This window comes from Microbacterium sp. (assembly GCF_049661145.1).
GTDB lineage: Bacteria > Actinomycetota > Actinomycetes > Actinomycetales > Microbacteriaceae > Microbacterium.
This window is the reverse complement of the sequence record NZ_JBASZT010000211.1, coordinates 1-7,633: the sequence shown is the minus strand read 5'-3', so window position 1 is coordinate 7,633 and position 7,633 is coordinate 1. Positions and strand designations below refer to the sequence as shown.

6 protein-coding genes and 1 pseudogene are annotated in these 7,633 nt (G+C 69.8%); 1 reads left to right on the top strand and 6 read right to left on the bottom strand.

The window, feature by feature from the left end; all coding sequences use genetic code 11:
* Positions 1–749, top strand: a 749-nt coding sequence (locus WBP48_RS09010) for a chromate transporter (RefSeq protein ID WP_424439214.1), incomplete at its 5' end; no start/stop codon positions are given.
* 216 nt (positions 750–965) lie between these two features.
* Here WBP48_RS09010 and WBP48_RS09005 read toward each other — a convergent pair.
* The 6 genes and pseudogenes from WBP48_RS09005 to WBP48_RS08980 all read right to left on the bottom strand — a co-directional run.
* Positions 966–2,048, bottom strand: a complete 1,083-nt coding sequence (locus tag WBP48_RS09005) for a hypothetical protein (protein ID WP_424439211.1) — start codon at positions 2,046–2,048, stop codon at positions 966–968.
* Between the two features lies 1 nt (position 2,049).
* Complete coding sequence (locus WBP48_RS09000; RefSeq protein ID WP_424439208.1) at positions 2,050–3,300, bottom strand: aminotransferase class V-fold PLP-dependent enzyme; 1,251 nt, start codon at positions 3,298–3,300, stop codon at positions 2,050–2,052.
* Between the two features lie 260 nt (positions 3,301–3,560).
* A complete protein-coding gene (locus WBP48_RS08995) occupies positions 3,561–4,508 on the bottom strand; it encodes a site-specific tyrosine recombinase XerD (protein WP_424439205.1) in 948 nt (315 codons plus the stop codon).
* A 6-nt stretch (positions 4,509–4,514) separates the two neighbouring features.
* Positions 4,515–5,231 carry an NUDIX domain-containing protein gene (locus WBP48_RS08990; protein ID WP_424439202.1) on the bottom strand — a complete coding sequence of 239 codons (717 nt, stop codon included), beginning with the start codon at positions 5,229–5,231 and terminating at the stop codon, positions 4,515–4,517.
* Positions 5,224–6,924, bottom strand: a complete 1,701-nt coding sequence (locus WBP48_RS08985) for a CTP synthase (protein WP_424439199.1) — start codon at positions 6,922–6,924, stop codon at positions 5,224–5,226. Before WBP48_RS08985 ends, WBP48_RS08990 begins: the two co-directional genes overlap by 8 nt.
* Positions 6,925–7,053: 129 nt before the next feature.
* A pseudogene (locus WBP48_RS08980) lies at positions 7,054–7,633 on the bottom strand (DNA repair protein RecN); the annotation flags it as partial.

Below are 7,633 nucleotides of genomic sequence, written 5' to 3'. Positions count from 1 at the left end.
GGGTGGACGAGGTGCCGGGCCTGCGGACGGCGGATGCCGTCCGGTTCCCCGTTCGACCCGCCGCGGGCCTCGCAGCGGGCGCGCTGTTCATCATGCTGCTGGTCGGCAGTCCGCTGGTCGCCGCGGCGACCGGGTCGGGTTCGGCCGCGCTGTTCGCGGCGTTCTTCCGCGCCGGCTCGCTCGTCTTCGGCGGCGGTCATGTCGTGCTGCCGCTGCTGCAGAGCGCGGTCGTCGACGCGGGATGGACTACCGACGCACAGTTCCTCGCCGGCTACGGCGCCGCCCAGGCCGTGCCCGGTCCGTTGTTCACCTTCGCCGCCTACCTCGGCGCCATCGCCGAGGTAGGGACCGGCGGCCCGGGCGGGATCGGCGGCGCGCTCGTCGCGCTCGCCGGCATCTTCCTCACCGGCTTCCTCCTGCTTGTCGCGGTCCTGCCGTTCTGGAACACTCTCCAGCGATACCGGTGGGCGCAGGCGGCGATGCGTGGCGCGAACGCGGCGGTCGTCGGCATCCCGCCGCCGCGCTGTACTCCCCCGTCTTCACGACGGCGATCACCGGCCCGGGACCCTTCGCGCTCGCCGCGATCTGCTTCGTCCTCCTCATCGGCTTTTCAGTGGCGCTGCCGCGCCGTGGGGCGAGAGAGTCTGCCTCGGGGATGCGAGACTGTCGGGTCGGCTCTTCAGTGGCGCTGCCGCGCCGTGGGGCGAGAGAGTCTGCCTCGGGGATGCGAGACTTTCGGGTCCGCGTGAAGCTGCCGCCCTGGGCGGTCGTCATCGTCGGCGCCGCCGGCGGCGTCGTGCTTGCCGCGGTGTGAACCGCCGCTGAGGCACTCGCGCTTCTGCGGAGATCTGCGCTTCTGCGGACCGGGTCCGCAGATCGGGTCCGCAGAACTACAGATCTCCTCTGAAGTGAGAGCCGCGGATGCCGGCACCCCGCGCTGCCGACCGCGAGCAGGGCCCGCGGCCTCAGTTTCCGAGGCCCTGCAGCGTTTCGACGCTCTGCAGCCCCGACAGTAGGCGCCCGCCCCCGATGAGCGTCGGGATCGAGACGGTGCGGATGTCGTCTTCGACGACGGTGCGGTTGCGGGCGAGCACGTCGGCAATGCGCCCTGAGCCGGCGAGCTGGTCGATCTGGGCGACGGCATCCTCGGAGTAGCCGAACTCGCCGAGCCAGGCCTGCAGCTGGGCGCGGGCGTCGTCGGCATCCGCCTCGTTCATCCACTCCTGCCAGCCGGTGCCGGCGGCGTTCTCTCCGGTGAACAGCTGCTCGAGAATGAACCAGTCGCCGGTTTCGCCCGCCAGGTCGCCGTGGTCGGCCTCGTACGCCTGCACGGCCGCGAGGTAGCTCGCCACGAGCGGCGAGTTGGGGAACTTCGAGCCGAGATCCGACGAGATCGGGTACGCGACGTACGCCAGGTTGTTCCGCTGTGCGAAGCCGGACTCCTCGATGTTGCGGAACAGTTCGGCGCAGAACCGGCAGCCCGGGTCGAGCACTTCGAGCGCTGCGGGCAGGCCCTCGCGGTAGCCGCCGAGGTAAGTCGCGTCCTTGGGTGTGTACACCTCGGCATCCCACGTCTTGAGTCGGCTCGGGACGGCGGCGATCGTCTCGCCGACCGACGAGAACTCGTTGCCGAACGCGCCGAACACGTCGCCCTTGCCGATCGACTCCCAGAATCCCGGGGTGGCCGTGCCGATCGAGCAGGCCTCCGCGGCAAGCGCGCACGACTGCGAGTCCTGCTTGTCGCACGTGCCGTAGACGAAGAGGTTCAGGCCGGAGCGGCCGAGCAGGTACAGGCTCACGATCAGCGAGATGACCATGAGCCACGCGACGACCTCGATCGCGATGCTCGCCGGCTTCACCAGCCGCGGCGCGCGCAGGGCGAGCGGGGCGAGGATGGAGCTCTTGATGTCCTCACGGAACGTCGTGTCACAGGCGCGGAAGGTCACACGCCGGGCGAAGCAGCCCCACGCCCGGCCGAGGAGCTTGCGGTACTTCGCCGAGACGGCAGACAGCACGAGCACGACGAAGAACGCGACGATGCAGACCACGTCACAGCCCCCGCATCAGCCGTCCCATGGCCTCGAGCGCGCCGTCGACGTCGGCCTCGGTGTTGTGCGCGCCGAGGCTGAAACGCACGAGCGGACCGAGGTGCGCACGCTCGATGAGCCAGTGGTGCGCACAGAAGTATCCGCTGCGCACCGAGATGTGCGCCTTCGACAGGAAGGTCGCGAGGCGGTGCCCGTCGACGCGTTCGGGCAGCACCGAGACGACGGCGGATGCCGAGGGACTCACGACCCGCAGGTGCGGAAGCTCCAGGAGTCCATCGAAGAGCCGCCGAGCGAGAGCCTGCTCGCGATGTTCGAGCGCCTCGCGGCGCGGCGCCAGCCACTCGAGGGCCGCGCCGAACCCGATGATCTCGGCCCACGCCTGCAGCCCGGGCTCGAGCCGCGTGTGCAGGTCGGATGCCGGGACGAAGTCGGTCTCGGTGACCGATGCGACCTGACCCCCGCCGATGAAGCTCAGCTCGAGGGACTCCAGCAGTTCGCGGGTCGCGGCGACGACACCGAGCGACGGTCCGTACATCTTGTGCGCCGAGAAGCACACCGCATCGGCGGCGGTCCCCCGCAGCGCCGCGAGCGCGTGGGGTGCCGCCTGGGCGGCGTCGACGATGACCGTACCGCCGGCCCGGTGCGTGCACGCGATCAGGTCGTCGAGGTTCGCGGTGGTTGTGCCGCACACGTTGTCCATCGCCGAGACGACGACGACGGCGCCCGTGAGGTCGGCATCCGCGACCTGGATCTCCCCGGCATCCGTGCGTTCGACGACCACGCGCGGGATGCCGGCGCGTCGCGCGAACGACATCGTGGACAGGAACACGGAGTTGTGCTCCGTGTGCGTCGTGACCACGCGCGCGTAGCGGCCGGCGGGAAGCTGGTGCAGCAGCAGGTTCAGGCCGTAGGTCGTGTTGAGGGTGAACGCGCACTCGTACCGTCGTGGCGAGAGGTCGAGCGTGCGCAGCACGGCCTCGCGGGTCGCGGCGACGCGCGCATCGACCCGACGCCCCCAGTCGTATTTCACGCGGTCGCCGCATGCGTTGTACTGCGTGTAGTACTCGGCCATCGCGTCGATCACCGGCTGCGGGCGGAGGGTCTGGCACGCGGAATCCAGGTAGATCTCTTCGGTGGCGAGGTAGGCGAATCCGGGACGATCCCTGGTCGAGGTCGGTTGGATTTCAGCCTGCGGCTCCCGCTGTTCGTGGGGGCGGGAGAACAGCGACCGGATGCCGCCCGTTGAGGCCATGCGTACAGTCTCATCGCGGACCTGTCGCGGAAGCCCCTGCGCCCGCCGTGACAAACCCTGTGGCCAGGCCACACAAGTGCTGCTGCCGGCGTTTCGACTCGCCGCGCTCACGGGACGCACGGCTGCACCTGCCCCGCCCTTGTCGCAAAAGCAGGCTGGATCGCACCGTCGCGGCCTTCACGAGCCAACGAGTGCCACTTCAGCCTGCTTCTGCGACGCCGGGCGCGCCGGTGGTCGAGTGCCGCGGCCGACCGCCCCGGTCAGCGGGCGCGGGGGTGCGAAGTGAGGTACACGTCACGCAGGGCGTCCACCGTCACGTGCGTGTAGATCTGGGTGGTGGCGACCGATGCGTGGCCGAGCAGCTCCTGTACGACGCGGACGTCCGCGCCGCCCTGCAGCAGGTGAGTCGCGAACGAGTGCCGGAACGTGTGCGGCGACACGTGCGCCTCCAATCCCGCGCGCTCGGCGGCGCCCTGGATCACGAGCCACGCGCCCTGCCGTGACATCGGCGCGCCGCGCGCACCGAGGAACAGCCGCGGCGTCGCATGTCCGCGCCGCGACAGCTCCGGGCGAGAGCGCCCGAGGTAGGCGTCCACGGCGGCTCGGGCATAGGAGCCCACCGGCACGATCCGCTCTTTCGCGCCCTTGCCGCGCACCCGCACGACGTCCCCGTGCCCACCCCCCACGAGATCGTCCACGTCGAGTTGCATGACCTCGGACACTCGGGCGCCCGTCGCGTACAACAACTCCAGCAGGGCACGATCGCGCAGCCGCACGAGCAGATCCTCCCCGGCCATGCCAACGCCCGCACCGCCGGGCGCGGGGCCCGCAGCATCGAGCAGCGCCTCTATCTGCTCGATCGACAGCGCCTTGGGCAACCGCTGCGGCGCCTTCGGCGGGCGCAACCGCTCACTGGGGTCGGCATCGGCGATGCCCTCGCGTACGAGGAACCGGTGTAGCCCGCGCACCGACGACTGCAGCCGTGCGAGAGAGGTCGCCGCGGCCGGCGGCTGCGCCGACGCACGCTCCGCGGCGAACTGCGCGACGAGGGCGGGCCTCACGTCGGCGGTATCGCCGATCCCATGCTCAGAAAGCCACGCGCGATACACAATGAGATCGCGACGATATGCCGCGACGGTGTGCTCCGACAGTCCGCGCTCGATGGAGATGTGCCGCAGATACGCGTCGATAGCACGGTCCGTGCGCACGACGGCTTAGCCCCCGATGGGTCGCGACCGTCGCGGCCATGGAGAATCGCCCGCAGCGAGCGTCGCCCAGCCGCGGGCGCGGGAGGCGTGTGCAGCGAGCGCGCCGATCACGAGCGAGGGGTTCTGCACGGCACGGGCGAGAACGGCATCGACGACGTCATCGAGCGGCGCCCAGCGCACCTCGATGTCGGCTTCCTCCTCGCCGCGCGCGAAGGCCTCCGCGGTCGGCGCGAGATCCCGGGCGAGGTAGATGCGGATCGCCTCGTCGCTGCCGCCCGGGCTCGTGGAGAAATCGGTGAGCACGTCCCAGCGGGATGCCGTGAGGTCGGCCTCTTCGGCGAGCTCGCGTTGCGCCGCGTTCAGCGGGTCCTCGCCGGCGACGTCGAGCAGTCCAGCCGGGATCTCCCAGTCCCGCAGGCGCACGGGATGACGGTACTGCTTGATGAGCAGCATGCGGTCGTCATCATCGAGCGCCAGGATGGCGACGGCGCCGGGATGATCGACGTACTCGCGCACGAGCGTTCCGTCGTTGTAGGTGAACGCGTCGCGGCGGATGTTCCACACGTGCCCTGTGAACGGCGTCTCGGTGTGCTCGACCTGGACCTCGACCGGGTCGTCGGCGAGCTCAGCACCCGATCCCTGCGGAGCGTCAGCTTTTCCAGGGCGCTGCCGCGCCTCGGGCGAAAAATCGTGCCCGCCGAGAGGAACCGTCGCGTCAGTCATGCTCGACCTCGAACAGCTCGCTCGCACGGTGCCGAGCGAGCGCCGCGGCAATGAGTCCGCGAAACAGCGGGCTCGCCTGCGTGGGACGAGAGCGCAGCTCGGGGTGGGCCTGGGTCGCGATGTAGTAGGGATGCACATCCCGGGGCAGCTCGACGTACTCGACGAGGCCGTGATCGGGTGAGAGCCCCGAGAAGACGAGCCCGGCATCGGCCAGCACCTCGCGGTATGAGTTGTTGACCTCGTAGCGGTGGCGATGGCGCTCGCTCGCCTGGCGGCTGCCGTAGAGCTCGGCGGCGAGCGACCCCTCGGCGAGCTCCGCCTCGTACAGGCCGAGCCGCATCGTGCCGCCGAGGTCGCCGTGGTCGAGGATGTCGACCTGCTCCGCCATCGTCGCGATCACCGGATCGGCCGTATCGGGGTCGAACTCGCTGGAGGATGCGCCCTCGATGCCGGCGACATTGCGCGCGTACTCGATCACCATGCACTGCAGACCCAGACACAGCCCGAGCGCCGGAATGCCCTGCTCCCGCGCGAAGCGCAGCGCGCCGAGTTTGCCTTCGATGCCCCGGATGCCGAAGCCACCGGGGACGACGATGCCGTCGACCGCGGCGAGCGCCTTCTCGGCTCCGGCCGGTGTCTCACACAAGTCCGAGGGGATCCAGGTCACTTTGACTTTGGTCTCCTGCGCGAATCCGCCCGCTTTCAGAGCCTCGGTGACAGAAAGGTAGGCGTCCGGCAGGTCGATGTACTTGCCGACGAGGCCGATCGTGACCTCGTGCTTGGGATTGTGGACGGCGTTCAGAACCTTGCTCCAGCGGGTCCAGTCCACCTCCGCAGCCTTGCCCGCCAGCCCCAGTGCGTCGACGAGGTACGCGTCGAGGCCCTGGTCGTGGAGCATCGTGGGGATGTCGTAGATCGAGGGCACGTCGACGGCGTTGACGACGGCATCCTCATCCACGTCGCACATCAGGGCGATCTTGCGCTTGTTCGCGTCGGTGACGGGCCGGTCGCTGCGCAGCACGAGGGCATCGGGCTGGATGCCGATGGAGCGCAGAGCTGCGACCGAGTGCTGCGTCGGCTTGGTCTTCTGCTCTCCCGACGCCGCCATGTAGGGAACGAGCGAGACGTGCGCGAAGAATACGTTGCCACGACCCAGCTCGTGCCGGATCTGCCGAGCCGACTCGAGGAACGGCTGCGACTCGATGTCACCGACCGTGCCGCCGATCTCGGTGATGATGACGTCTGGCTTCGGGCTCTCGTCTGCCTGCAGCCGCATGCGGCGCTTGATCTCGTCGGTGATATGCGGGATGACCTGCACCGTGTCGCCGAGGTACTCGCCACGGCGCTCGCGCGCGATGACCTCGGAGTAGATCTGCCCCGTCGTGACGTTGGCGGCCTGACTCAGCTCGATGTCGAGAAAGCGCTCGTAGTGACCGATGTCGAGGTCCGTCTCGGCACCATCGTCGGTGACGAAGACCTCACCGTGCTGGAACGGGTTCATCGTTCCCGGGTCGACGTTCAGGTAGGGATCGAGCTTCTGCATGACGACACGCAGCCCCCGCGCGGTGAGCAGATTCCCGAGGGAGGCCGCAGTCAGACCCTTCCCCAACGAAGAGACGACACCGCCCGTCACGAAGATGTGCTTGGTGGTGTCGCCCTGAATGTTCCCCGCCGCTGAATGAGTGTCCGTCACGGGCTTTCATCCTATCAGCGCTTCCGACCCCCGAACGCGTTTCGACTCGCTCCGCTCCCTCAACGCCCGGGGCCGGCTCGCCCCGCGACGAGCCCAGCGAGGTGTCGAAACGCCCCGAGCCGGGGGAGCTCAGCCGGCCCTGCCGAGGCGCAGCAGCTCGCGGGCGTGCTCGAGCGCGACCGCCGAGTCGGGCAGGCCGGAGAGCAGGCGCGCCATCTCGGCCTCGCGGTCAGCACCAGACAGTGCCCGCACGCTCGACGCGGTCACCGACCCGTCGCTCGCCTTGACGACGCTCAGGTGATTGCCCGCGAACGCCGCGACCTGCGCGAGATGTGTCACGACGATCACCTGGCTCGTCTCAGCGAGTCGCGCCAGGCGCCTGCCCACCTCGATCGCGGCCGCTCCCCCGATGCCGGCGTCGATCTCGTCGAACACGAACGTCGGCACGCTGTCCGCCCCCGCGATGACGACCTCGATCGCGAGCATGACACGGCTCAACTCGCCGCCCGACGCGCTGCGGGCGACCGCGCGCGGCTGGGCACCGGGGTGCGGTGCGAGCAGGATCGTCACCTCGTCGCGACCGGATGCCGACGGCGCCGCCTCCGAGACAGCCACCTCGACGCGTGCGTCGGGCAGGGCGAGCGCTTGCAGTTCCGCCGTGACGGCGGCCGACAGATGCGCTGCGGCATCGCGGCGCGCGGCGGTGAGC